This window comes from Sphingobacterium gobiense (assembly GCF_002980575.1).
In the GTDB taxonomy this organism is placed as follows: domain Bacteria; phylum Bacteroidota; class Bacteroidia; order Sphingobacteriales; family Sphingobacteriaceae; genus Sphingobacterium; species Sphingobacterium gobiense.
In genome coordinates this window covers 1-25,085 of sequence record NZ_PVBS01000002.1, presented here as the reverse complement: position 1 = coordinate 25,085, position 25,085 = coordinate 1, and the positions used below count along the sequence as shown (strand labels likewise).

Sequence of the window (25,085 nt, the reverse complement as noted above, 5' to 3'; positions counted from 1 at the left end):
TTTTACGATTACGAACAACGAATTACAAAAAAATATAAACAAAAACGCTATACCAATGAACATAGAAAAGAAAAGCAATTATAGATGGACGATATGTTCGCTACTATTTTTTGCAACAACGATTAACTATTTGGATAGACAGGTGCTATCGCTCACGTGGAAAGATTTTATCGCTCCGGAGTTCCATTGGACAAATAGTGACTATGGATTGATCACGGCATTGTTCTCTATATTTTACGCTGTAAGTATGTTGTTCGCTGGCCGGTTTGTAGACTGGCTTGACACGAAGAAAGGCTTTTTGTGGGCTATAGGGATCTGGTCCGTCGGAGCAATATTACATGCTTTTTGTGGCATCGCCACTTCAGGGATTGTTGCCGGAGAATGGCTTGTTGGATTCGAAGGAGCGAAAGAAGCAATTGGGCGTGTGAATGATGTCGCGCTTGTTGTCAATGTGAGTGTTACCCTGTTTATTTTTGCACGTTTTGTCCTAGCGGTAGGTGAAGCGGGAAACTTTCCAGCAGCTATTAAAGCTACCGCCGAATTTTTTCCTAAAAAGGATAGAGCGCTTTCGACGAGTATCTTCAATGCAGGGGCAACTATTGGTGCATTGGCTGCCCCACTTACAATTCCCGTAATCGCCGCTCACTGGGGATGGGAGATGTCATTTATCATTATCGGTGCGCTCGGTTTTATATGGATGGGTTTCTGGATCTTTATGTATAAGAAGCCCCATAAACACCCTAAGATTAACAAGGCGGAGTTAGCCTATATTATGCAGGATGGCGATGGCGACGAAATCGAACCAGAGGATGTCGTAGGAGTAGCCCCGCCTACAGGAAAGAAAAAAATGTCTTTCGCTAGCTGCTTCAAACACAAACAAACATGGGCTTTTGCATTCGGTAAGTTCATGACAGATGGGGTATGGTGGTTCTTTTTGTTCTGGATGCCTGCGTACCTTTCTTCAGTTTATGATATCAAATCATCGGATACAGAGGGACAATTGGCGCTGTTCGTATTATACTTGATAACTTTATTATCTATTATTGGAGGTTGGTTACCCACATACTTTGTTGACAAAAAAGGATTAAACCCTTATGACGGACGTATGAAAGCCATGTTGCTGTTTGCTTTCGTGCCGCTGGTGGTATTATTCGCACAGCCATTGGGGCATATTTCCTACTGGGTGCCCGTTATATTCATCGGCTTTGCTGGTGCGGCACATCAGGCTTGGTCAGCGAATATATTTTCTACTGTAGGAGATATGTTTCCAAGAAGTGCGATCGCAACCGTTACCGGTATTGGCGGTCTTGCAGGCGGAGTAGGCTCGACCTTCATCAACTTCGGTTCGGGAAAACTGTTTGACTATACCGCGGAAACGCAGATGATTTTTATGGGCTTTCAGGGTGAAGAAGCAGGTTATTTTATTGTTTTTTCTTTCTGTGCGGTGGCCTATCTAATCGCCTGGGCAGTAATGAAGACCTTGGTGCCAAAAATGGAAATAATTAAAGGATAATCGTAAAATGGATTTAGACTTAGCGCACATTTTCTATAAAGAAGAGGACATTCCGGTGGAATTTTCTTTAGCGGAGCAGATCGATCAGCGATCGTTCCTCTCGAACGGAGAAATGCTTACCTGGACAGGAGAGACTAGTGAGGTATTTTCACCCATTTGTGTAAAGACAAAAGCGGGGTTGGTACGAAAACGGATAGGAAGCTATCCGGTATGTACCGAAAAAGAATCGATGGTCGCGTTAGAAGCTGCTGTGAAGGCCTACGACAACGGTCGGGGCGAGTGGCCCACGATGAGTGTGGCCGACCGCATTACATGTGTTGAGCGATTCACGGAAAAGATGCTAGAGAAGAAAGACATCGTAGTGAAGCTCATCATGTGGGAAATCGGAAAATCTTACGCCGACTCCGTTAAAGAGTTTGACCGAACAGTAGAATATGTTTATGCGACAATTGACGCCTTGAAGGACTTGGATAGAGACTCGTCGCGCTTCCAGATAGAACAAGGGATCATAGCGCAGATTCGTCGTTCGCCGTTAGGTGTCGTGCTTTGTATGGGGCCGTTTAACTATCCATTGAACGAAACGTTCACGACCCTCATCCCTGCGTTGATTATGGGTAATACCCTGTTGTTTAAACCACCGAAACATGGGACATTATTGCACTATCCGTTATTGGAGGCGTTTCGAACCAGTTTTCCGAAGGGAGTAGTAAATACCATCTACGGTCGAGGGAATAAAATTGTACCCCAATTGATGCAATCGGGAAAAATTAATGTATTAACGCTTATCGGTTCCAGTCGTGTAGCGGATGAATTGAAGAAGCTGCATCCCCGTGTAAATAGGTTACGCGCTATTTTAGGGCTAGATGCTAAAAATGCAGCAATCGTTACGAAAGATGCAGATCTTGATTTGGCTGTCTCTGAAACCGTATTAGGTTCGCTATCGTTTAATGGACAGCGATGCACGGCCTTAAAGATCGTCTATGTACATCGTAGTATAGCGCCCGAATTCTTGAAGAAGTTAAGTGCTGAAGTCGGGAAATTGAAATACGGAATGCCTTGGGAAAAAGGTGTGGCGTTGACGCCACTACCAGAAGTCAATAAACCAGCTTATTTGACAGCGTGCTTGGAAGATGCGAAAGCCAACGGTGCTAAAGTGGTTAACGAACATGGCGGGGAGGTTCTCGAATCATTTTTTTATCCTGCTATCGTTTATCCAGTAAATTCGCAGATGAAACTTTACAGAGAAGAACAATTTGGTCCCGTAATCCCCGTCATTCCATTTGATGACTTGGAAGAACCTATCGAATATTTAATTGAATCTTCTCATGGACAGCAAGTTAGTATATTTAGTAACAACCATGCTGTTATTTCGTCTTTAATAGATCCGTTAGTCAATCAAGTAAGCCGGGTTAATATCAATTGTCAGTGCCAACGGGGTCCGGATACATTTCCCTTCACGGGAAGAAAAGACAGTGCCGAGGGAACATTGTCGGTAGTAGATGCCCTACGGTCGTTCTCCATCCGATCACTTGTGGCGACGAAAGATACAGATAAAAATAAAAAGGTGTTGAACGAAATAGTGCGTGATCACAGCTCTAATTTCCTAAGTACGAAATATATTTTCTAATAGCGGAATGGGCGGGTTAAATATCCTGCCTATTTCAATATCTCAGCTATTTTAGGTAATATTACAACATAATTACCTATTATGGCGTTTGAGAACTATACGATAAAAGATATTGCAAAGGCCTTAAACCTTTCCACTTCTACCGTTTCCAGAGCTTTACGAGATAGCTATGAAATCAGTACAGACACGAAAAGAATGGTGTTGGAGTATGCGGAAAAAATAAACTATCGCGCAAATCCTATTGCGAGAAGCTTAAAGGAGAAGAAAAGTTATAGTATCGGGGTAATCGTGACGGAGATTGCCAATAATTTTTTCTCGCAGGTTATTGATGGAATAGAGTCAGTCGCTTATAGCAAGAACTATCAAGTTGTTATTTCTCAAATGCGTGAGTCCTCTGTTCGAGAACGGTCGAACGTAGAATATCTTTATTCTCGTTCAACGGACGGTCTTCTCATCGCATTATCTTCCGAAACAACTGATTTTTCTTATCTGGAACAACTTATGAATAAAGGTTTTCCCATTGTTTTCTTTGATCGGGTACCCAACGATTTAAGATGTCATAAGGTAATTGCAGATAATCGTCAGGGAGGATTCGATGCCATTCAATATCTTGTCAGAAAAGGAAAACGAAAGATTGCCCACCTTACCGGAACAAGAAAACTTTCTATTACGCGGGAACGGCTTGAAGGCTATAAGATGGGATTAGAAGCGAATGGACTTCCATATCTTCCCGAGCTTGTTAAGCATTGTGAATATGGAGGACTTCACCAGGACGAAATTGAACAGGCCGTGACAGAACTTTTACAAGAGGAATATGATGCTATTTTTATCTCAGGAGATAAATTGAGCATGGGATATCTGGAGGCGATGAAAGCACGGCCAGGGGCAGACTTGACGAAAATTGAGGTTACGGGCTTTACAAATTCTAAAGTTGTAAATCTTTTCTCGCCTCCTATTACAGCAGTACGGCAACCGGCGTTTGAGATGGGCGAGAAAGCCGCAGAACTATTGATTCAGCAAATTGAGTCTAAACATCTTATCGAGGAGTTTGAAACAATTGTGTTTCCGACGACCTTGATAGAGCAAGGCTTATAGCGTTAATTTTTATTAAATACAGTAAGCCGGCTGGTCAACGCAAACATCAGCAAGCCAAAACAAGCGAATACCCCGAAAGAATATCGTAAACTAAATACCTCTGCTATATAACCAATAAGTGGTGGGCCCATTAGGAAGCCTAAATAGCTCACGCTAGAGACCATTGCTAAGGCCACTCCGGAGGAGATGGTTTTGTGTGTTCCTGCAACGGAGTATACAGATGGTATGTTACAAGCAACGCCTAATCCGACGAGCATAAAAGCCAGTGTACATAGAATAAGTTCTGGGAAAATCACGGCGCTCATCATGCCCACAAACATGAGGATTCCGCTAATCTGTAATGTTCGTTTACGGCCAATTCGGCTAATGACCGCGTCACCGACAAATCGTCCCAACGCCATCATGACCATGAAAGAGGCATACCCTAGGGTGGTCCATTTTTCTGGCGCTAACACAATATCATGAAAATAAACGCCACTCCAATCAAACATTGCGCCTTCAGTTGCCATACTGCAAAAACCAATGACGCCTAAGGATATTAAAAGGCGGTCCGGTTTAAATGAGAAGGATTTTTTTTCAGATGAATTGGTAATGTCCTGTACAAGATAAGCCCTGTTTAGAAAAATATTAATGAGCATCAAACCCATAACAATATAGAAGTGCGTTTGGGTAGATAAATCTATATTAAAAGAAATCAGACCAATTATAGCACCTGTAAAACCGGCGATACTCCAGGAGCCATGAAAGGATGACATGATTGATTTCTTGTAAAGGCGTTCAGCTAATACTCCTTGTGTGTTGACGGAGATGTTACATATATTTCCAACGACACCGAAAAGCAGGAGCGTGCCTCCTAATTGCCAGGCGTTTGTTGAATAAGGAATACTGCATAACACCATTAAATAGAAAACTGCGGCGATGGGCATAATGTGATGGCTTCCGTATTTGCTAACCAATCTTCCCGAAATGGGCATTGTCAACAACTGACCGATAGGCAACGCGAGCAAAACCGTGCCTAACTCTGCTTCCGTAAGTTGTAATTGTGACTTTATCACAGGAATACGACTTGCCCAGCTAGCGAAGGCCAATCCTTGTCCGAAATAGAATAGCGAAACGGCTAAACGTATCCGTTGTTTGCTTCCATACATTGCCGTGCTTTGCGTGTTTGTTGACGAGTCCATGGCTACATCCTGATTTTGAGGCAAAAGTACACTAAATTTCACGCATTAAATAATTCGCTTATACGTTGGTTGGAAGAGATCAAATGTTAGAGGAACCCGTTAAAAACCAAAAATTATTGGTATTTTACAGAAGAGCGCTTACATTTGTATTAACAGACTCCGTAGCTCAGTTGGTAGAGCAACTGACTCTTAATCAGTGGGTCGAGAGTTCGAGCCTCTCCGGGGTCACTTCTTGGGGCAAGTCTAAAAGGAAAGACTTGTCCCATTTTTTTGCGTTGTAATGTGCGATTATCTGCGATAGCTAAAATTGTTGTTATCTCGGGAAGCTTTTTATAATATTTCTGCCATGCGCTTGTTCTCTTAACGGTCTTGATATGATCAGCGTAGCATGATTGTTTTTAATCATTTGATTAAAATATTTGGTTAATTAACAAATTAGTTTTTATATTTGTTGCGTTAAAGGATATTGGTTACATGACAAAAAGCAAAGAAGCAAAGCGTTTAGATACGTCTACAGAGGAGAAAATTATACAAGCAGCGAGTAAAGTGTTTACACAAAAAGGCTATGTAGGGACGCGTACACGTGATATTGCTGAAGAAGCAGGCATTAATCTGGCTTTGCTCAACTATTATTTCCGCAGTAAAGAAAAATTGTTCCAGTTGATTATGGCGGAGAAGCTGCAGTTGTTATTTAGCGTGATCTTACCCATAGTCAACAACGATGATCTAACATTGGAAGAAAAGATGGAGGCCCTTGTCGAAAACTATATCGTTTTGCTAGTTGATAACCCCGATTTGCCTCTATTTGTTTTAGGAGAGATAAAGGCAAATCCGGAAGGCTTTAAAGACAGATTGCAGGTTAGGAAACTACTGCAACATTCTTCTTTTATCCGCCAATTGCGAGAGAGAAGACCAGACCTAGAACCTGTACAGTTTATTGTGTCGTTGCTTGGAATGACAATTTTCCCTTTCATAGCAAAACAAATTCTATTTGCAGATGATAAAATTTTTAAAAAACAGATGGAAGAAAGAAAAATTTTAATAGCTAAATGGGCAAAAATGATGCTGGAAACATAAAGTGTTTTTTTTACGTCATCATTAATCAAATGATTAAAACAAAATAATTAAGATCATGATTAGAATAGTATTTAGACGGGTATTAACTATTATTGGCTGCTGGTTAATAACAAATAACTACATCTATGCGCAGTCATCCCGATCATTAAACCTTGACGTTTGCTATCGACTTGCAGAAAACAACTATCCTTTGGTAAAACAATATGCGCTGTTAGAGAAAACAAAAGAATATTCTTTGACCAACGCTTCAAAAGGCTATCTACCGCAGATAAATGTAGGAGGACAAGCGAGTTACCAATCGGACGTAACACAAATACCTATATCTATTCCTCACATCGATATTCCTTCTATGAACAAAGATCAGTACAAATTATATGGAGAAGTATCGCAACCGCTTACGGATTTGTTTATGGTAAAACACCAAAAGGAACTTGTATACGCTAATGCAGCTGTCGAGAAACAAAAAGTAGAAGTGGAATTGTACAAATTGAAAGAACGTATCAACCAATTCTATTTTGGAATCCTATTGATTGATGCTCAGATAGCCCAGGCTGAAGTCTTAAAAAAGGACATCCGTTCCGGGATGAACAGAAACGACGTCGCCATTGCTAATGGAATTGCTTTAAAAAGTAGTAGCGATGTATTGGGAGCGGAGTTATTGAAAGCAGATCAGCGTACCATTGAGTTGAAAGCCACGCGGAAAGGTTATGTCGATATGCTTTCCCTATTCATCAATCGGACCATTGATGAACACACCATATTGGAAAAACCATTTACAGCAACTTCTCTAATGACAGAAATCAACCGTCCGGAATTAAAATTATTTGAAACACAAAAGAAAACTTTTGACGTGCACAACAAACTGATAGATACCAAGGCTTTGCCGCACTTTAGTCTTTTCTTTCAAGGAGGGTATGGCAGGCCTGGGCTAAATATGTTGAACAATAATTTTGATTTGTATTATATCGGAGGTGTCCGCCTTACGTGGAACATCGCTAGTTTCTATACACGGAAACAAGAAAAGCAGTTGCTGAATCTAAGTCAAAACGCGTTGCAAGTGCAAAAAGAAACGTTTTTATTCAATACGAACCTTACATTAAAACAACAGGATAGTGAAATAGCAAAACTGGAAGAACTGATACAAACAGATCGGGATATTGTTCAATTAAGGGAGAATGTAAAGCTATCTGCACAAAACCAGTTGGCGTACGGCGCAACGACTACAAACGATTATCTCATATATATCAACGCAGAAGACCAGGCAAAACAAAATATGATTATCCACGAGATACAGCTTTTGATGGCACAGTATAGTTTTAAAACAACTTCAGGGAATTAAAATAGACAACAATGAATACAGCACCAGAAAATCGCTTTTTTTTATCTAAAATAATGATAATAGTTATTTTATCGGCGTGTAACACCAATCGACATTCTTTTGATGCATCGGGTTCGTTTGAAGCCGAAGAAACGATTATATCAGCCGAGACCCAAGGCATGATAAAAGCTTTTGATATAGCGGAAGGACAAACCCTACAGGCCGGGGAACAAATTGGTTATGTTGACAGTGTGCAGTTGCATTTAAAGAAAAGACAATTGGAGGCGCAGGTACGCGCATTAACCGGAAAAAAACCGAACATCCCAGTTCAGTTATCTGCCCTGGGGGAGCAATTACGAACTGCCGAAAAAGAGAAGGCCCGAATAATTAATCTAGTAAAAGGTGATGCAGCAACACCCAAGCAGTTAGACGATATGAACGCGCAGATCGCAGTGCTGAAAAAGCAAATTGAAGCACAGAAATCATCATTAAGCATCTCTAGCGAAGGTATCAGCAAAGACGCTATTCCGTTGCAGATACAGATTGAACAATTAGAAGATCAACTAAGCAAATGCCATATTGTAAATCCTATAGCGGGAACAGTATTAACCAAATATGCTGAAGCCAATGAGATGGCTACTGTGGGGAAACCGTTATACAAAATTGCGGATCTATCCAATATCACCTTGCGCGCTTATATTACAGGGAATCAGTTATCCCAAATCAAGCTCAACCAAAAGGTAAGCGTAAACACCGATGACGGCAACGGAGGATATAAGGAAACAGCGGGAATAATAACTTGGATAAGTGACAAAGCAGAGTTTACGCCAAAAACTATCCAAACGAAAGACGAAAGGGCAAACATGGTATACGCGATAAAAGTGAAGGTTAAGAATGATGGGAAGTATAAAATAGGCATGTACGGTGAAATTTTGTTCAATGGAGAAGAGGAAAAAGAAAGAGGAAATGATGATTAAGTATAATGAAAAACGTTGTTTTAAATAATATTTCCAAGACTTACGACAATGGAATGGTGCAGGCGGTAAGTGACGTATCATTTCACGTAAACCAAGGCGAACTGTTCGGGTTGATTGGGCCTGATGGCGCAGGTAAGACAAGCATTTTCCGTATCCTCACGACCTTACTTTTACCGGATGGAGGCTCAGCTTCAGTAAATGGTTTGGATGTGGTAGAAAATTATAAGACTATTCGTAAAAACGTAGGCTACATGCCCGGCAAATTCTCTTTGTATCAAGATTTAACAGTACAGGAGAACTTGAACTTTTTTGCAACGATATTCAATACCAGCGTAAAAGAAAATTATGATCTTATCAAGGATATATATGTACAGTTAGAGCCTTTTAAGGACCGGAGAGCAGGAAAGCTTTCTGGTGGTATGAAACAGAAATTAGCTTTATGCTGTGCTCTAATACATCGCCCGACGGTACTCTTTCTCGATGAGCCGACCACAGGTGTGGATGTTGTCTCCAGAAAAGAATTCTGGGATATGCTGAAACGTCTGAAACAGCAAGGGATTACCATACTTGTTTCTACCCCTTATATGGATGAAGCCACGCTTTGCGAACGGATAGCTTTAATACAGACTGGTAGCATCATGTCAATTGATACACCTGAAAATATCATAACGCAATTTCCGGAAAATCTTTTTGCTGTGAGGAGTGATAATATGGGAAACCTGTTGCATGATTTAAAAAAGGCCAAAATAATAAAAAGCTGTAACGCGTTTGGCGCATACCACCATGTGACATTCCGAGACGTCAGTCCGGAAGTTAAAGAAAAGCTTATTCGTGTTTTGGAAGAAAAAAAACATACGAATATAGAATTAAAACCGGTCACGCCAACCATTGAAGATTGCTTTATTTATTTGATGGAGAAATAGGAATGGATACTGTAATACATACCAATAAACTCACGAAGCGATTTGGCGATTTTATTGCCGCCAATGAGATCACCTTTGATGTGTACCGGGGTGAAATATTCGGTTTTCTTGGCGCTAACGGTGCCGGAAAAACAACGGCTATGCGCATGTTATGCGGCTTATCCACACCTTCATCGGGAACGGCTACCATTGCCGGATTCGATATTTACAAACAGGCTGAGGAAATCAAAAAGAACATTGGCTATATGAGTCAGAAATTCTCGCTGTATGAAGACTTAACCGTGCTAGAAAATATCCGTTTTTTTGGTGGTATCTATGGCTTATCGGATAGACAATTAAAAGAAAAGAGTGAGCAGCTTATAGAAACACTAGGTATGAAAAGCGAAGTCAAGAAGATGGTAGGTTCGTTGCCGCTGGGTTGGAAGCAAAAGCTATCCTTCTCGGTAGCGATTCTTCACGAACCCAAAATCGTTTTTCTCGATGAACCCACGGGAGGTGTTGATCCGGTAACCAGACGTCAGTTTTGGGACTTGATATATGAAGCGGTTGACAGTGGGATCACTGTTTTCGTGACCACGCATTATATGGACGAAGCTGAATATTGTAATCGTATCTCGATGATGGTGGACGGTGAAATAAAAGCACTCGATACACCTGCAAAATTGAAACAACAGTATTCCGTCACATCGATGGACGAGGTTTTTTATGAATTAGCTAGAGGAGCAAAAAGGAGCGAATAATGAATAACATTTCCATTTTTATACAAAAGGAGTTTCTGCATGTTTTTCGCGACCGGAAAACCCTATTGATGCTGTTTGGTCTACCCATAGTGCAGATTATTTTATTTGGTTTTGCATTGACTAATGAAATTAAAAATGCAAAAATTGTTGTCTGCGATTATGCGAAAGATGCTGCTTCACAGCAGATTATAGAAAAGCTAAAGGCAAGCCAACAATTTGAAATTCAAAATATACTATTAAACCATAAGCAAATAGAAGCAACCTTTAAAGAAGGGAAAATAAAAATGGCGGTTGTTTTTCCTGCTAATTTCAACAACGACTTATTGCATCAGAATAAGACGCAGGTGCAGTTAATCACAGATGCATCCGATCCTAACACAGCAACGACAATCAGTGGATACGCTAGTCAAATCATCATGGATTATCGGAACGAACTGATGCAATTGCAGGATCTACCCTACCAGATCGATACGGAGATGAGGATGATTTATAACCCAGAACTGAAGGCCGCGGTAAATTTTGTTCCGGGAGTGATGTCGTTGATTTTATTACTCGTCTGTGTATTGATGACTTCCGTTGCTATCGTAAAAGAAAAGGAAATGGGAACAATGGAGATACTGTTGGTCTCACCGTTTAATCCTTTTTTGGTTATTGTGTCTAAAGCAGTACCCTATCTTGCCTTATCCCTGATTAACTTAACGATCATTTTGTTGCTGAGTGTTTTTGTGTTGGGAATGCCGATTAATGGTAGTGTTTTATTACTATACGCGGTGAGTACGTTATTTATCATGACAGCACTTTCTCTAGGACTGCTGATTTCGAATAGCACGGCTTCGCAGCAGGCAGCCATGTTGATTTCGCTAATGGGTATGTTGGTCCCGTCCATTCTATTTACAGGTTTTATGTTTCCATTGGAAAATATGCCGTATCCCCTACAGCTTGTATCCCATATCATTCCTGCCAAATGGTATTATATTATCGTTAAATCTATTATGGTGAAAGGATTAGGTTTCTCGGCAATATGGAAAGAAACACTTGTTTTATTCGGGATGACGCTCCTGTTACTGGTCGTTAATATCAAAAAATTTAAAATCCGTTTGACATGAGAACGCTGAAATTTTTGTTGCGTAAAGAATTTAAGCAGATATTCCGCAATAAGGCTTTATTACCTATGCTGTTTGTCGTTCCTATCATGCAATTGCTTATTCTTCCTTTGGCTGCAGATTATGAAGTAAAGAATATTAACATTACGATTGTTGACCAAGACCATTCGGCCTATTCGCAAAAGTTGATTTCAAAAATAATGGCATCCGGATATTTCAGGCTGGCAAGTTATGCAACGGGGTTTAATGATGCATTTGATGATGTTGAAAATGACCGATCCGACTTAATATTAGAAATACCACAAGGTTTTGAACGTAACCTTATCCGGGAAAATGAACAACAGCTATATATGGCCGTTAATGCTATTAACGGTGTAAAAGCCAATCTTGGGGGCACATATTTAAATCGCATAATTGCCGATTATAACGCAGACGTTCGGTTAGAGTGGGTACAGATGTCGAAATTCAACCGCCTTCCGACTATCGAAATCGTTTCGTCCAATTGGTTTAATCCTACGATGAACTATCGGTTTTATATGGTTCCGGGTATTCTCGCTTTGTTGGTCACTATGATCGGAGCATACATGTGCGCGCTTAATATTGTTAAAGAAAAAGAAAAGGGAACAATTGAACAAATAAATGTGACACCAATCAAAAAGTATCAGTTTATTTTGGGAAAACTTATACCTTTCTGGGTTATCGGCATCGTGGTATTCACTATGGGACTGTTTGGGATTGGATGGCTCGTTTATGGCATTGCGCCGATTGGGAGCCTGCTCCTGCTATATGCCTATCTTTCGGTATATTTGATTGCCGTATTAGGTTTAGGACTGTTGATTTCCACGTATGCGGAGACCCAACAACAGGCCATGTCGATCGCTTTTTTCTTTATGATGATTTTTATATTGATGAGTGGATTGTTTACATCTATTGATGGCATGCCCGAATGGGCTTATATAATGACGAAATTCAGCCCTATAACCTATTTTATAGAGGTCATGCGGATGATTGTGTTGAAAGGAAGTGCATTTTCCGATATAAAAAGCCATTTTTTAATCATGGTAGGTTTTGCAGTATCCCTTAACGGATGGGCGATTTATAACTATAAAAAGACCAGCTAATGGCAGTATTGTTTTTTACTTACAAGGACGGTTATCTTTGTTGGAAGTATATCGCATATTTCGGATTTTACCCTTGCGAAATATTATAGAAATTTGTAGAATAAGCGATCAGAAAAAGATGGAAACACAGGCAACTATGAATTATAATCGGATAGCAAAAGCCATTGATTATATTAAGGGGCATTTTAAGGAACAGCCTAATCTGGATGATGTAGCGGAAAAGATAAATTTAAGTCCGGCGCACTTTCAACGGATGTTTACTGAATGGGCAGGAACAAGTCCGAAAAGATTTTTGCAGTACATCTCTCTAGAACATGCGAAGAAGATGCTAAAAGAGGAACAGGCGACATTGTTTGAAACTACTTTTGAAACAGGGCTTTCCAGTACAAGCCGTCTCCATGATCTGTTTGTAAACATCGAAGGAATGACACCGGCAGAATATAAAAATGGAGGTAAAGACCTAGATATCAATTACAGCTTTGCCGAAAGCCCTTTTGGAGCATTGATTACTGCTGCCACTGTGAAAGGTGTCTGTTATATGGCCTTTGAAGACGATGAGGGAAAAGCTTTCTCTAATTTAAGAGCAAAATTTCCGAATGCTACATTCCAAAGAAAGTTAGATTTATTGCAGCAAAATGCATTGTTTATTTTTCAAAATGATTGGAGCAAGCTAAATGAGATTAAATTACATCTAAGGGGTACCGATTTTCAACTGAAAGTATGGGAAAGCCTATTAAAAATTCCCATGGGTAAATTGTCTACCTATGGTTATATCGCCGAACAAATAGGCTGTCCTAAAGCTTCGCGTGCCGTGGGAACGGCTATTGGAAGTAATCCTGTTGCGTTCTTGATTCCTTGTCATCGTGTCATCCAGTCATCTGGAATATTCGGCGGATATATGTGGGGACCGACGAGAAAAACGGCCATTATTGGCTGGGAAAGAGCGAAAGTATGCACAGAAAACACAGGGCATGGACTTATTTAACCAATCCTCCGATAACGATCAAAATTGGCTTCCTTATGACGGGGTAGTAAACTACTACGGAAAATTGATGTCCAAGGAGCAAGCTGATTTTTATCTAAACCGTTTATTAGAGACTATAGAATGGAAAAATGACGAAGCGATTCTTTTCGGGAAAAGAATAATTACCAAAAGAAAAGTAGCCTGGTATGGCGATAAGCGTTACGAATACTCGTATTCGAACACAACGAAATATGCTTTACCCTGGACAAAAGAGTTGTTGGAGTTAAAAACTTTAATAGAGAAAGAAACAGGTGAAACGTTTAATTCCTGTCTGCTCAATCTGTATCACAATGGAGATGAAGGAATGGCATGGCATAGCGATGGAGAACGTGATTTAAAACGAGACGGAGCAATCGGATCCATGAGCTTTGGGGCAGAACGGAAATTTGCATTCAAGCACAAGCAGACCAAAGAAAAAATAGTGCTTTTTTTGGCACATGGAAGCCTTTTGGTCATGAAAGACACCACACAAACCCACTGGTTACACCGATTACCGCCAAGCAAAAGGGTTACGACCCCCAGGGTGAACCTGACGTTTCGAACGATAGAAAACCAAACGAAAGATAAAACCAATAGGAATACGGAGCAATAATACATCAAGATTACATTCCGATTCCGGAAATATCGAAATTTAGGTTAAATTTACCCGAAGAAAGTCGATATGAAGAAATTAGGAATTTTGTTGATTATTTGTTGTTGTTCGACGGGGGGCTTAAAAGCGCAAAAGGTGCAAAAATTAGGTTGGATATGGGGACCGTCTGTCGGATGGCAGTATCAAAGCGGAAATTTTCTGAAAGCATCCGGCTGGGGGCTATTTGCGCCCAACGAGCATCAATATATAAAGATTAATGCCGGGGCAAACTTTACGTGGATGAAGAGCAAGACCACCGTTGTCCCAGAATTAGGTTTTACCTATTATCTAAGCAATAGGTTAGTCTTTCCATTTGTTCAAGCAGAGGTAACACCATATACATTAACACCTAAAGTTGGAATAAGTATGCTTTCCATTGTAGACTTAGGTATAGGCTATGGGTTCGATATGAAAACCAAGGAAGATTTTAAACCGTTAAAGGGACTAACAGGATCGGTAACGTTAAACATTCCGCTGAATTTCTACTAAAAAGCTGAAACCTGCGTAAATCTCCTTAATCAAAAGAATATAAATAGTTTATGCGACCTTTATTGCCATTAAAAACAATTTATTCTGATGAAAATTAACGCTGTGTTTTGTTTTTAAAAATTATTTCTGTCCGGTTTTCTTTTTCTAAAAGATATAAATAGTTGATACAGAAAAGTTTTTGAGTAGACGGAGTTTGGTAAAAAAATAAAATAAATTTTTAAACATCATAAAAAAAAGATACTTTTGCATCCCCAAACTGCTGTTGCGTTAAGGGTTGAAAAATAAATAATTACAGTAAAAACAGATATGACTAAAGCAGAAATTATTGCGGAGATCTCTAATAAAACAGGCTTAGAGAAAGTAGATGTTCAAGAAACAGTAGAAGCGTTTTTTAAGGTGGTGAAAAATGCTATGATTAGCGGAGAGAATGTGTACGTTAGAGGTTTCGGAAGTTTTGTTGTGAAGAAAAGAGCAGAAAAAACGGCTCGTAATATTTCGAAGAACACAGCTATTATTATTCCGGCGCACTACGTGCCCAGTTTTAAGCCGGCAAAAGTTTTTGTGGAAAAAGTTAAACAAGGAAACAAGTAAAACTAGGTCGAGATGAATACCAAACAAATAATCGTGGTTGTTGTTGTAGTTGCCTTAATGGGGGGACTTCTTGCGCGGCCTATTAAGGGTTTGGTAGACGAAAACAAAGGAGCTAATGATCCGGCGGGTGAAGCAGCTTCGTCAGCTTTTACTCTTCAAAGTGTATCTGAAATTACCAAACAGTCTATAAACACCAGTATAGCACAGGAAATTACGACTTTAGAGGAAAAAGCCAAACAAGCCAATGGCGACGAAAAACTCGCTTTGTTGGAACAATTAGCCCAAAAATGGGATGATGTTGCCAAATTTGCTCCTCAGGGATTTATTTATGAGGAAATGGCTAAAACATCACCTAAATTTGAGTATTGGTTGAAAGCTGGTGATGCCTATCGTACGGCGTATACGAATTTGCAGGATACTGCGATGTCGGCAGAACTCAATAGGCTGGCCATTCGGTCGTATGAAAAAGCAACAGAACTGGACGAAAACAATTTGGACGCAAAAACAGGTTTGGGCGCAGCTATGGTTACAGGCAGTGGTAACCCAATGGCAGGAATCGCCTTGTTACAGGAAGTTGTTGCAAAAGATCCAAAAAATATTCATGCAAACAAAACATTGGGACTGTTCTCTTTGCAGTCTCGTCAATTCGACAAAGCTATTGAGCGATTCAAAACAGTTGTCGAATTAAGCCCCGATGCAGAATCGTACTTTTACCTAGCGACGGGCTACGAAAATATTGGATTGAAAAACGAAGCCATTGCAGCTTTTCAAAAAAGTAAAGAGCTTGCTTCGGATCCAACCTTATCTCAGTTCATCGACAGACGTGTCGAGGAACTCAGCAAGTAATTAACATATTAATTTAATCATTAAAAACATTAAAGCTATGCCAAGCGGAAAAAAAAGAAAAAGACACAAAATGGCTACGCACAAGCGTAAGAAACGTTTAAGAAAAAATAGACACAAGAAAAAATAAGCTTGTTGGTCTTTAGGTTAATACCTGTAAGATGTCATACAATCTATAGTTTTTCAAATGGAAGACAATAGATTGTATTTTTTTCATTAACGAGTTTTTATGTTTCATCAGGCTACATACAAATTGTATAAAGCCGTAAATGAGTAGCTGTTGGTAAAGGAATTAATTATCGATTCGACTCCCGACAAGGGAGTGACTATTGCTTTACTACAGGACAAACAGCTTGTTGAGCTGAACAAGGAACAGGCAGATAATAATTTCGCCGTTGGCGATATTTATCTAGGGCGAATCAAAAAGATTATGCCTGGCCTCAATGCCGCTTTCGTAGATGTAGGCTACGAAAAAGATGCGTTCTTACATTATTTAGATTTAGGACCTCAGGTTCAGTCTTTGCTCAAGCTAACACGGATAGTAAAGAACGGCAGCTATCAAGAGAAGCTGCTCAATAGTTTGAAGCTCGAAAAGGACATTGATAAAGCAGGAAAGATTTCGGATATATTAAGCCGAAATTTGCTTTTACCAGTACAAATTGCGAAAGAGCCTATCTCGACTAAAGGCCCCCGATTAAGTTCGGACCTATCCATCGCAGGTAGATTTGTTGTGTTGGTCCCGTTTTCGAGCACAGTTTCCATATCCAAGAGAATTAAAGGAAGTGCTGAACGAAATAGGTTGAAGAAGATAGTGGAAAGTATTAAACCACCAAACTTCGGCGTTATCATACGGACAGTTTCGGAAGGAAAAGGTGTAGATGAATTACAGAAAGACCTTTTAGATTTAATCTCAAAATGGGAGCTTTTTACCAAACGCCTTAAAAGTGTTGAGCCCGCCCAGAAGGTATTGGGTGAAATGGATAGAGCTTCTACCATTTTGCGTGATATATTAACGGACGAATTCACACATATCCATGTCAACGATTATGCACTATATGAAGAAGTAAAATCGTATGTGCAGGAAATTTCGCCCGACCTCGAAAAAATAGTAAAGCTTTATAAACATAAAGAACCTATTTTTGACCACTTCGGCATCGAAAGACAGATTAAGGCGTCTTTCGGCAAAACGGTAAACTTGCAAGGTGGTGCTTACCTCGTAATCGAGCACACCGAAGCCCTCCACGTAGTGGACGTCAATAGCGGTAACCGAATTGCTAGTAAAGAAAATCAGGAAGAAAATGCGCTGCTAGTAAATAAAGAAGCAGCAAAGGAAATCGCTAGACAATTGCGATTACGTGATATGGGTGGTATCGTGGTTATCGATTTTATCGATATGCACAAACCAGCCAATCGCAAAGAGTTGTACGGGTTTTTGAAAGAATGCATGGCAAACGATCGCGCCAAGCATACCATTCTTCCCCCAAGTAAATTTGGGTTGGTACAAATAACCCGACAGCGCGTCAGACCCGAAATGAGTGTCGTGACAAACGAGAAATGTCCGGCATGCGGAGGAACTGGCGAAATTCGTTCGAGCATCGTATTGTTGGACGATATTGAAAGCAATTTGAGTTATATTTTACAAGAGCAAAACGAAAAGGGAATCACATTGTGTGTGCACCCGTATATAGGCGCCTACATCACGTCTGGTTTGTTCTCTACAAGGCTCAAATGGTTTTTTAAATACGGTAAATGGATAAAAATAAAAAATATTTCATCGTATTATTTGACACAGTTTAGATTCTTCAATTCTAAGGAAGAAGAAATTAAGTTGTAAGTTTAGAAAACATTAAAGTAAAGGCTGCCAAAATGGGCAGCCTTTGTTATATAGGAAACTGTCGTTGAGGACAACTGTCAGAGCCAATTTATCTGGATCCCATCCTTTTCCATTTTGCGGAAATAGGTCATCTGCCGTTTAGCATATCGATGTATTTCCGTGTTTAGCTTGCTGAAAAATTCGGGATAAGTCAGCGAACCTTGTAAGTATAACGTCGCGTATTTGTATTCCAAACCATAATAAATTAAATCGGTTTGACTTACTCCCATTTTCATCAAATTCTCAACTTCTTCAATGAGTCCCTGTTGCAAGCGCTCACGGAGTCTATTCGTAATAGAGGCCCGCTGTTGTTCTAGATGAGACTTGATGCCGAAAACAAGATAATTATCAATCACACGCTGGGCGTGTGATATTTCTGGATGATGTTGTAGATATAGCAGGATTTCCAGCGCGCGGACTAAACGTTTATGATTATCAAAGTCGACTTTAAAATCTTTCGGAATGCCTATATGCTGTATCTGCGTAATGAGTTCCGCTTTGCTTAAACTGGTTAATTCTCGCTGCAAGTCGTTGTTTTTTGGAATTTGTGTGTAAGGCCTTTCCTGTAAAACGGTTTGTATATAAGACCCCGAGCCTCCACAAAGTATAGGACGTTTCTGTTGACCTATGATAAAGTCGTAAGCTTGGAAGAAGTCAGTGCGAAAGCAATCGACGTTATATTTTTCTCCCGGGTTTTTGATATTGATAAGATGGTGAGGTATTCCTCGATATTCTTCCAGATCTTTGCCTGTTCCGATATCCATATTTCTATATACCTGACGAGAATCCGCCGATATAATTTCACCGTCTGTTTGTCTGGCTAATTCTACAGCAAGTTTGGTCTTGCCAGAAGCAGTAGGTCCGAGTATGATAAGTAATAAATCAGGCGAAAGTTTTTCTTTCGCCTGATTTATTATTGTGTCTATTCTAGTGGTAATATTCACTCTTCAAATTTAATCCATTTTTCGTTACTAGCGTTGCTGGTAACGACATTTTGAACAAAAGCCATACCCCGTACGCCATCATCTACTGTTGGAAAATCTAGTTCTTCTGGAGTTGGGGTTCTGCCTTCGCGTTTTGCGCTTGTCGTCGCCGCAAAGTTACGATAGATGTTAGCAAAAGCTTCTAGTAACCCTTCGGGATGCCCCGCAGGTATACGCGTATTGTGTGTCGCAAATGAACTTAACGCATACGGTGTCGTATAGGCATTCCCCGTGCGGTAGAGTTGTCGAGGCTGATCCAGCATTTTAATAATGAGGTTATTTGGATCTTCGTTTGCCCACTCTAATCCACCCTTTTCACCGTAAATACGGATCCGTACGGCATTTTCTTCTCCGGCGGAGATTTGAGATGCCATTAAAACCCCTTTGGCGCCATTGTCGAAACGTAATAGTACGGAGCCATCATCATCGAGTACACGCCCTTCTACCAATGTGCTTAGGTCAGCACACAGTTCTGTAATTTTTAAACCCGAAACATATTCTGCTAAATGAGCAACATGGGTTCCAATATCGCCCATAACGAGCGATAAACCCGATTTTTTTGGGTCAGCTCGCCATGCAGCGCCCGCATTTCCCTCGCGTTCGGATAAACGACTTAGCCAGCCTTGTGGATATTCGACGACAATTTTCCTGATTTTGCCAAAATGGCCGTCTTTCACCATAGCTTTTGCTTGTTTCACCATGGGATAGCCTGAATAAGTATGCGTCAAACAAAGCGTTCTTCCTGTCTTTTCTACAGTAGCTTTAAGTTCTTTAGCTTCGTCCAATGTGACTGTCATCGGTTTTTCTACGACTACATCAAAACCGTTTTCCAAGGCCATCTTTGCCGGCCCAAAATGTAGGAAATTAGGTGTGACGATTGTTAGGAAGTCCATGCGATCACCCTCAGGCAGTTGCGATTCTTTCGCTATCATCTCTTCGTAGTTCGCATATACCCGGTTCGGTGCCACAAACAGCTCTTCAGCAGATTGGCGAGAAACTTCGGGGTCAATACTGAACGCGCCACAAACAAGTTCTATTTTTCCATCCATAAAGGCGGCGATCCGATGAACTGCGCCGATAAAGGCGTCTTTGCCACCGCCAACCATGCCCATACGTAGTTTACGTTTCATGTGCAAATAATTTGTTTATTATTAATGTTTAATAGGCTAAATATACACAACCGAAACCAGTTTTCATGTGTTTATTTTCTTTTTAATGGCTGATGAGAACTCGAATAAATAATCATTTTCCTGTGCATCAATGATTATTTATATCTCGGTTTCATAGCTGGAGCACCAATTTTGTACTCCCGTTGTTCTGTGAAAAATATCCCATCGGATATGTTTGTTTGAGTTCAGAGAGTCGCTCCGGATCCTTTATATAATAACGTTCCTCGCCTACAATCCAAAACGCCTGGGGAGGTGTATGTCCCTCCTCATGAAAGCCCAAAGTACGGAGATTTGAAACCGCTGCCCAATCCCTGTCTACATAGGTCATAATATCATTTGGATGAAAATCCTGAACGAATGCTTTTAGGAGTTTTGACAGCCCACCTACGACGCGGTATCCCGCCTTATGACAAAAGCGCAAGAGCTCGAAGGAACGGTAACTATTTAAATCCTGTTTCCGCATTCTTCTGCCCCCACTAAAAATAGCAACTGATACGAGTTCGCCGTTATGGAATAACCCATAACGATATTTACCGGGGATGGCAATTTGGAGATGGTTCTCTTTTAAAAATGCCAGGGCCATGTGTTTATCTATACGAGCAACGACCGTTTGACGACCATAAATCACCTGCCCTTTCCCCAAAAGAGAGCACAACCGGTTAAGTATCTTGTGCGAATCTTTCAATATTTGATCATAGTCGACATGGAATGTGCGGATGTCGCCTGCGTCTACGCGTTCCGTACCTCCGCCGAAATAGATAGCCAACGCAAAACAGGGCATTTTGGCATAGAGAATGACTACGCCGTTTAAATATCGGTTGGAAAAGGAAGTATCCAGTCCCTTCTCTAATTCAAGAATAAAATCCGCTATCGCCAAAGGTAAGCCCATACCACACAAAGTTAATACAATCTGAATGTGTATAAATTTTTATTAATACCTTTGCATAAAAATTGTAAATTAGATGAAGCCAATCCTTTTACCGGGTGCCTCATCAGCATAATGTAAATGATTAAATGAAATTACCCATTGTTGCATACGGTGACCCTATATTAAGAAAAAAAGCAGAGGAGATTGACGAAGATTATCCCAATTTGAAGGAATTGATCAGCGACATGTTTGAAACGATGTATGCGGCTCGCGGAGTCGGTCTCGCTGCACCACAGGTTGGATTGCCTATTCGTTTATTTGTGATTGATGCCTCTCCATTTGCGGAAGATGACGAGGACGGTGAGGGTGACCCCGCACTCAAAGACTTTAAAAAAGTACTAATCAATCCAATTATCATAGAAGAAAAAGGAGAAAAATGGGGCTTTAACGAGGGCTGTCTAAGTATACCAGATATCAACGAGGATGTTATACGCCCTTCCCAGGTGGTTATTAATTATTTGGATGAAGATTTTGAAGAACATGAAGTCGAGCTTTCTGGACTCGCAGCCCGTGTTGTTCAGCATGAATACGATCATATTGAAGGTAAACTTTTTGTCGACAAACTGAGTCCATTGAAGAAAGCAATGCTAAAGGGAAAGCTAGAGGCGATATCTAAAGGTATGGTACAGGTGGGGTACAAGATGAAATTTCCCAATCCGAAAAAGAAAAGGTAACTTTCTGGTTGTCCTTTCTTCCTAGCCGCCTATTCCCGGCAAGGATAATTCGTATTTGACAGCGACGAGCCTGATGGCAGAAACCGTCAGTGTAGATATAAAAGCATTCGTCGCTGTATCAACCCCCCAAGTTCCTAAAACTACATACATAATTGCGCCTGAGAGACAAGCTGTGGCGTATATTTCTTTTCGAAAAATTAATGGTGTTTCATTCATTAATGTATCGCGTATTACGCCTCCCATAACCGCTGAGAATACGCCTAAAATAACCGCAGCAGTTTGTGAGCTTTCGTATGTAAGCGATTTTTGTACGCCAACGACACAGAAAAAACCGATCCCCAAGGCATCAAAGAAAGTTAGCGTTCTCGCCAATCGATACAACTGTTTGTTCGCAACAACAGAAATGATGACGCCTATTAAAATGGCAACTAGATAATTGCTGTCACCGACCCATATCGGACGTAAATTTAAAAATACATCACGTAATGACCCCCCTCCGATTGCCGTCACAAACCCCGTAAATGTGGCTCCAAAAATATCGATGCCAGAGCGGTTGGCAGCCATAGCGCCCGATATGGCAAAGACCATCGTGCCTAAGAGATCGATGTAATAAATTATGTTCATCCCTCAATAACGTTAATAATGCACAAAGATAGTGCATTATAGTGGACGATGATAGCGTTATTCAGGAGAGTTGTAGAATTCTACCATCTTTTTAGCATTCGCTTCGATATCGGCAATTTTCGCTTTCCATTCGGGAGAATTGAAATATTCCTCGGCTTTTCTGGCATGTGCTTCTATGTCTGCAACCTTATTTTTCCATTCAGGCGAGTTGTAGTACGCTTCTATTTTGTTGGCGTTTGCTTCGATATCGGCAATTTTCGCTTTCCATTCGGGAGAGTTAAAATATTCTTCTGTTTTTTTTCTGGCTCGCGTCTCGATGTCAGCAACTTTGTTTTTCCATTCGGGAGAATTGAAATATTCCTCGATCTTGCTGGCATTTGTTTCTATCTCGGCTAGCTTGGCCTTCCATTCCGTTGAATTAAAATATTCTTCTGTTTTTTTCGTTTGCGCCTCTATATCAGCAACCTTGTTTTTCCACTCATGCGAGTTGTGGTGCGCTTCAATCTTTTTTACTTTTGTCTCGACATTTTTAATATGTGTTCGATCCGTTAGTATATCTTCGGGTTCCAAAGGAGGTTTTATGGTGTCGGGAGAAGATAGAGTATAGCTTGGCGCAGTTGCTGGTGTGGGTATTTGATAAGGTGTTTCAGAGGTAGTTATGGCTACGGGTGTGCGTTCGTTTTCTGTATTAATAGTTGTTTTTTCTTTTGGCCCGATCCAGGCGGTGGTGATTAACGCTAGGGAGCAAAGGACAACAGGTACAAGATGTCGTCGAGTATTTATATGATCTTTTTCCATATTGGTAATTCTTTGTATACGGTGTAATAAATGATGTTTTTTTCCGATCGCGGCCATAGCATGGGCGGGAGCTGATGTGTTTTTTAGAACTTCTACAGACATAAGTGCTTGGGCGTAAGCAATAGAAGAAGGGATCCACGCCATTGCCATATCGTCACAGGCATGTTCCCGTTCGGTTTCTACGTGCTGTGAAAGTAACCAAACAAAAGGGTTGAAAAAAAGTATAGTTTCTATCGCGACCTTAAACAGGTTGAATAAATAGTCATGGCGTTTAATGTGTGCTAATTCATGTATTAATATAGACTCGACCTGTTCCGGCTTAAGATGGTTGACAAATGCTATAGGAAATAGCACAATTGGTTTCAAGTGTCCTATGGTTAATGGCGTGGACACTTTATCCGATAGATAGAATTGTATATGTTTTTTAATTTGTATGTTATCACAAATCTGTTGAAAGGATTGCGTCCACCCTACTGGAGCACTTGATATTCCTTGTGTTTTGAGATAATGTAGCTTAGCGAAACTGTTACTAAAAATGATCAGTTGAATAAAAAGCCCTAACACATATAGGGAACTCATCCAAGGCAATAACGGTTCCAGTGTTTTTAGAAGCTGGGAGTAGGAGTCTTGAGAAAAGGTTAATGATAAGTCTCCATTCTTCATAAATGTTTTCGCTGATGTAGGAGAGACATCCATGTAGAGGGTAAAAGTAATAGCAAATGAGATAAGAAGGATAAATTGGCCAGATAAAGCGAAAACATATTTGTTTTTAGAAGTAAGTTTTGGAAGCAAGAAGTAGACAAAGCACAATGCTCCGTATATTAATGCCCCCTGCCAAAGAGAATGTGCCATGCTCAACCCTAGCGCCTGTGTAATGTTTTGAAGTAGGCTGTTCATACTTTATGGATTTTAAAGATTGTTCAGATATTCTTTGATTAATTCTATTTCTTCCTTGCTTGCCCGTTTGTTGCCCAACGCCTGCATAACTAAGCGAGTTGTAGAGCCATTATATACTGTATTGATTATCTTTTCTAGGAATTTATGCTGTGTTTGCTCTTTACTTAATAGTGCTTTATACAAATGAATCTTTGCGGAGGTATCCCGCGAAACCATACCTTTGTCGAGCATAATTTGCATCAGCTTTAACGTGGTGGTATATCCCGCATCTTTTTTGTTTAACTCTTCATGAACGCTCCGCACGCTACTCTCCCCTTTTTCCCAGAGGATTTGCAATATCTCCATTTCACTATCTGTTGGCTTCATTTTGTCTACGAATTGTTTCGTAGACAAACGTACGAAACAATTCGTAGATTCCAAATAAAAAAAACATTTTTAACAAATTACCGAATGTTAAACATAGCTGATGTGTGGCTGGCTGCCTTGGTTCTGTCCCCGTCGGGTCCCGGGGCGGGAGTTTTCAAAAACTATACTCCAGATTTCCAGTGTTTTGGGATGTTTCCGACGAAAAAGGGCTTTCCGTCCTTGCGGGATAGGGTCAGAATCCCTACCTTTGCCCCACTCCGCGAGGGAGGGATGCGGTCCTTAGGGACCCGGGAGCAGGACGGGGACGGGAATAAAAAAAATATTTTTTTTCTTTTCTGAAAAACTTTCCTACCTTTGCAGTCCCTTCGGAAACGGAGGAAAAAAACAAGATAGAGATTCCGTGCTTTATTGAAGTACGGTCTACGATAGCCGAAGCGCGAAGCGGAGGTGCAGAAGTTCTTTAAGATAGATGATCATGTAGCGCAGCGAGTACCCTTGATGGGGGAAAGTTGTAAGATAA

At 40.5% G+C, this 25,085-nt stretch carries 25 protein-coding genes and 1 tRNA gene; 19 read left to right on the top strand and 7 right to left on the bottom strand.

All coding sequences use genetic code 11. The annotated features are described in order from the left end of the window. Positions 1 to 55 precede the first annotated feature (55 nt). The 3 genes from C5749_RS09320 (at position 56) to C5749_RS09310 (ending at position 4,235) form a co-directional block, all read left to right on the top strand. On the top strand, positions 56 to 1,513 hold the full coding sequence (locus tag C5749_RS09320; RefSeq protein WP_105725422.1) for an MFS transporter: 1,458 nt from the start codon (positions 56 to 58) through the stop codon (positions 1,511 to 1,513). Between the two features lie 7 nt (positions 1,514 to 1,520). Then, complete coding sequence (locus C5749_RS09315; protein ID WP_105725420.1) at positions 1,521 to 3,140, top strand: NADP-dependent glyceraldehyde-3-phosphate dehydrogenase; 1,620 nt, start codon at positions 1,521 to 1,523, stop codon at positions 3,138 to 3,140. A gap of 81 nt (positions 3,141 to 3,221) precedes the next feature. Beyond that, positions 3,222 to 4,235, top strand: coding sequence for a LacI family DNA-binding transcriptional regulator (locus tag C5749_RS09310; protein WP_105725418.1), 1,014 nt, complete (start codon positions 3,222 to 3,224; stop codon positions 4,233 to 4,235). 2 nt (positions 4,236 to 4,237) lie between these two features. Here the strand turns inward: C5749_RS09310 and C5749_RS09305 are convergent, their stop codons facing one another. Further along, a complete protein-coding gene (locus tag C5749_RS09305; RefSeq protein ID WP_245893688.1) occupies positions 4,238 to 5,458 on the bottom strand; it encodes an MFS transporter in 1,221 nt (406 codons plus the stop codon). Between the two features lie 113 nt (positions 5,459 to 5,571). Here C5749_RS09305 and C5749_RS09300 point away from each other — a divergent pair. The 14 genes from C5749_RS09300 (at position 5,572) to C5749_RS09235 (ending at position 18,087) form a co-directional block, all read left to right on the top strand. Then, positions 5,572 to 5,644: transfer RNA gene (locus tag C5749_RS09300), tRNA-Lys, on the top strand. A 246-nt stretch (positions 5,645 to 5,890) separates the two neighbouring features. Beyond that, positions 5,891 to 6,493: a TetR/AcrR family transcriptional regulator gene (locus C5749_RS09295; RefSeq protein WP_105725414.1), complete on the top strand. Its 603-nt coding sequence runs from the start codon at positions 5,891 to 5,893 to the stop codon at positions 6,491 to 6,493. Between the two features lie 55 nt (positions 6,494 to 6,548). After that, entirely contained in the window at positions 6,549 to 7,832 is a 1,284-nt protein-coding gene (locus C5749_RS09290; RefSeq protein ID WP_105725411.1) for a TolC family protein, read from the top strand. Positions 7,833 to 7,885: 53 nt separating this feature from the next. After that, a complete protein-coding gene (locus tag C5749_RS09285; RefSeq protein ID WP_219847957.1) occupies positions 7,886 to 8,788 on the top strand; it encodes an HlyD family secretion protein in 903 nt (300 codons plus the stop codon). Positions 8,789 to 8,793: 5 nt separating this feature from the next. Further along, on the top strand, positions 8,794 to 9,711 hold the full coding sequence (locus C5749_RS09280; RefSeq protein ID WP_105725407.1) for an ABC transporter ATP-binding protein: 918 nt from the start codon (positions 8,794 to 8,796) through the stop codon (positions 9,709 to 9,711). A gap of 2 nt (positions 9,712 to 9,713) precedes the next feature. Continuing rightward, a complete protein-coding gene (locus C5749_RS09275) occupies positions 9,714 to 10,451 on the top strand; it encodes an ABC transporter ATP-binding protein (protein WP_105725406.1) in 738 nt (245 codons plus the stop codon). Then, entirely contained in the window at positions 10,451 to 11,557 is a 1,107-nt protein-coding gene (locus C5749_RS09270) for an ABC transporter permease (RefSeq protein ID WP_105725404.1), read from the top strand. Before C5749_RS09275 ends, C5749_RS09270 begins: the two co-directional genes overlap by 1 nt. Further along, positions 11,554 to 12,675 (top strand): ABC transporter permease, encoded by a 1,122-nt coding sequence (locus C5749_RS09265; protein ID WP_105725402.1) that lies wholly within the window; start codon positions 11,554 to 11,556, stop codon positions 12,673 to 12,675. Before C5749_RS09270 ends, C5749_RS09265 begins: the two co-directional genes overlap by 4 nt. Positions 12,676 to 12,793: 118 nt before the next feature. Beyond that, positions 12,794 to 13,660 carry a methylated-DNA--[protein]-cysteine S-methyltransferase gene (locus C5749_RS09260; RefSeq protein ID WP_105725400.1) on the top strand — a complete coding sequence of 289 codons (867 nt, stop codon included), beginning with the start codon at positions 12,794 to 12,796 and terminating at the stop codon, positions 13,658 to 13,660. After that, entirely contained in the window at positions 13,647 to 14,291 is a 645-nt protein-coding gene (locus C5749_RS09255) for an alpha-ketoglutarate-dependent dioxygenase AlkB family protein (protein ID WP_105725398.1), read from the top strand. The genes C5749_RS09260 and C5749_RS09255 overlap by 14 nt, the downstream gene beginning before the upstream one ends. 69 nt (positions 14,292 to 14,360) lie before the next feature. Continuing rightward, positions 14,361 to 14,819, top strand: coding sequence for a hypothetical protein (locus C5749_RS09250; protein ID WP_105725396.1), 459 nt, complete (start codon positions 14,361 to 14,363; stop codon positions 14,817 to 14,819). A gap of 306 nt (positions 14,820 to 15,125) precedes the next feature. After that, on the top strand, positions 15,126 to 15,410 hold the full coding sequence (locus C5749_RS09245) for an HU family DNA-binding protein (RefSeq protein ID WP_093364748.1): 285 nt from the start codon (positions 15,126 to 15,128) through the stop codon (positions 15,408 to 15,410). Between the two features lie 12 nt (positions 15,411 to 15,422). Next, complete coding sequence (locus C5749_RS09240; protein ID WP_105725393.1) at positions 15,423 to 16,256, top strand: tetratricopeptide repeat protein; 834 nt, start codon at positions 15,423 to 15,425, stop codon at positions 16,254 to 16,256. A 277-nt stretch (positions 16,257 to 16,533) separates the two neighbouring features. After that, positions 16,534 to 18,087, top strand: a complete 1,554-nt coding sequence (locus tag C5749_RS09235; RefSeq protein ID WP_105725392.1) for an Rne/Rng family ribonuclease — start codon at positions 16,534 to 16,536, stop codon at positions 18,085 to 18,087. 77 nt (positions 18,088 to 18,164) lie between these two features. On the opposite strand, the gene miaA is transcribed toward C5749_RS09235, so the two are convergent. The 3 genes from miaA to C5749_RS09220 all read right to left on the bottom strand — a co-directional run bounded on the left by miaA (position 18,165) and on the right by C5749_RS09220 (position 21,167). After that, positions 18,165 to 19,070, bottom strand: a complete 906-nt coding sequence (gene miaA / locus C5749_RS09230) for a tRNA (adenosine(37)-N6)-dimethylallyltransferase MiaA (protein WP_245893686.1) — start codon at positions 19,068 to 19,070, stop codon at positions 18,165 to 18,167. Then, positions 19,067 to 20,239 carry a Gfo/Idh/MocA family protein gene (locus C5749_RS09225; RefSeq protein ID WP_105725390.1) on the bottom strand — a complete coding sequence of 391 codons (1,173 nt, stop codon included), beginning with the start codon at positions 20,237 to 20,239 and terminating at the stop codon, positions 19,067 to 19,069. Before C5749_RS09225 ends, miaA begins: the two co-directional genes overlap by 4 nt. A 151-nt stretch (positions 20,240 to 20,390) precedes the next feature. After that, positions 20,391 to 21,167 (bottom strand): hypothetical protein, encoded by a 777-nt coding sequence (locus C5749_RS09220; protein ID WP_105725388.1) that lies wholly within the window; start codon positions 21,165 to 21,167, stop codon positions 20,391 to 20,393. 125 nt (positions 21,168 to 21,292) lie between these two features. Between C5749_RS09220 and def the strand changes: the two genes are divergently transcribed. Further along, positions 21,293 to 21,880, top strand: coding sequence for a peptide deformylase (gene def, locus C5749_RS09215; protein ID WP_105725386.1), 588 nt, complete (start codon positions 21,293 to 21,295; stop codon positions 21,878 to 21,880). Positions 21,881 to 21,901: 21 nt separating this feature from the next. Here def and C5749_RS09210 read toward each other — a convergent pair whose 3' ends face one another. From C5749_RS09210 to C5749_RS09200, 3 genes are read right to left on the bottom strand one after another with little or no spacing between them, the layout of a single operon-like run. Continuing rightward, positions 21,902 to 22,504, bottom strand: a complete 603-nt coding sequence (locus tag C5749_RS09210; protein ID WP_105725384.1) for a trimeric intracellular cation channel family protein — start codon at positions 22,502 to 22,504, stop codon at positions 21,902 to 21,904. Positions 22,505 to 22,561: 57 nt separating this feature from the next. Continuing rightward, positions 22,562 to 24,199 (bottom strand): M56 family metallopeptidase, encoded by a 1,638-nt coding sequence (locus tag C5749_RS09205; protein WP_105725382.1) that lies wholly within the window; start codon positions 24,197 to 24,199, stop codon positions 22,562 to 22,564. A 12-nt stretch (positions 24,200 to 24,211) separates the two neighbouring features. Next, entirely contained in the window at positions 24,212 to 24,565 is a 354-nt protein-coding gene (locus C5749_RS09200) for a BlaI/MecI/CopY family transcriptional regulator (RefSeq protein WP_105725380.1), read from the bottom strand. A gap of 84 nt (positions 24,566 to 24,649) precedes the next feature. On the opposite strand from C5749_RS09200, the gene C5749_RS09195 reads away from it, so the two are divergent. After that, positions 24,650 to 24,904: a hypothetical protein gene (locus C5749_RS09195; RefSeq protein ID WP_105725378.1), complete on the top strand. Its 255-nt coding sequence runs from the start codon at positions 24,650 to 24,652 to the stop codon at positions 24,902 to 24,904. Positions 24,905 to 25,085 lie beyond the last annotated feature (181 nt).